Raw genomic sequence first — 1514 nt, 5'->3', positions numbered from 1 at the left:
AACTCCGTTGGACACCCAGTCTGTCACCACCCGCACGATCACCGTGGCCGGGGGCCGATACGCCCCCGGCCACCTCGGCGAACTCACCCAACACCTGCCCTTCGACATGGTCGACGAGGCCCTGACCGCCACCCGCGCCACCCAGACCCGCCTACGGGACCTGCCCTCCCGAGTCGTGGTCTACCTGCTGCTGGCCGCCTGCCTGTTCAGCGAGGTCGGCTACCCGCAAGTGTGGCGCAAACTCGCCGCCGGGCTGGCGGGCATCCCCACCGCGACCCCCACCCCCAGCGCACTGGCCCAAGCCCGCCGCCGCGTCGGCACAGCACCCCTGCACTGGCTGTTCGACCTGCTACGCGGACCGGCCGCCACGATCAGGCAACCCGGGACCCGGTGGCGGGGCCTGCTGGTCTGCGCGATCGACGGCACCACCCTGACCGTGCCCGACAACCCACGCATCCTGACCCGCCTCACCAAACAGAACGGCAACCACGGCGGCACCGGCTACCCCCAGACCCGCCTGGTCGCGCTGCTGGCCTGCGGCACCCGCACCCTCATCGACGCGGTCTTCGGCCCCACCACCACCGGGGAAACCACCTACACCCCCCAACTGTTGCGCAGCCTCCGAGCCGGAATGATCCTGCTGGCCGACCGCAACTTCGCCGCCAAAGCCCTGCTGGCCGACATCGCCACCACCGGCGCCCACGTACTCGTCCGGCTCAAAAACAGCCGCACGACACCGATCCTGACCCGCTACCCCGACGGCTCCTACCTGTCGGTGCTGGGCGGCCTGCGGGTCCGGGTCATCGACGCCGAGATCACCATCACCACCACCGCCGGCCGCCACACCGGGACCTACCGGCTGGCCACCACCCTGCTCGACCCCCACCGCCACCCCGCCAGCGAGCTGATCACCCTCTACCACCAGCGCTGGGAGATCGAAACCGCCTACCTGGAACTGAAATCCAGCATCCTGGGCGGCCGAGTGCTCCGCGCCCGCACCCCGGACGGCGTCGAGCAGGAGGTCTACGCCCTGCTGGTGACCTACCAACTCCTGCGCACCGCGATGACCGACGCCACCAACACCCGACCCGACCTCGACCCCGACCGCGCCAGCTTCACCATCGCCTGGCAGACCGCCCGCGACCAGGTCGTCCAGGCCGCCGGCGTCATCGCCGACACCGTCATCGACCTCGTAGGCACCATCGGCAGACACGTCCTGACCGACCTCATGCCCGCCCGGCGGCTACGGGTGTGTCCCCGCATCGTCAAACGCGCCATCTCCAAATACCAAGCCCGCGGTCCGGCCATCGACCGGACCAGCTACAAGGCGACCATCGGTATCGACATCCTCACCCCGGCAGACCCTTGACAACCACCACAATCGCCAAACTTCACGGCCTTGGAGCTAGTAGACCGTCGCGTCTAATGGGACTATCCCGCGAACGGTGTTTCTGGCCCGACACGCCGGGCGTAAGCTCGGCGGGATTGGGCACGGTGCGTGATGACACTGGACG

1 protein-coding gene is annotated in these 1514 nt (G+C 69.2%); it reads left to right on the top strand.

The features are described from left to right. Window positions 1-7 precede the first annotated feature (7 nt). Window positions 8-1369 carry an IS4 family transposase gene (locus F0L68_RS39455; protein ID WP_188317084.1) on the top strand — a complete coding sequence of 454 codons (1362 nt, stop codon included), beginning with the start codon at window positions 8-10 and terminating at the stop codon, window positions 1367-1369. Window positions 1370-1514 lie beyond the last annotated feature (145 nt).

Source organism: Solihabitans fulvus, assembly GCF_008386585.1.
Lineage (GTDB): Bacteria > Actinomycetota > Actinomycetes > Mycobacteriales > Pseudonocardiaceae > Solihabitans > Solihabitans fulvus.
Note: the sequence above shows the minus strand (reverse complement) of the source record. Positions and strands in the feature narration are given on the sequence as shown.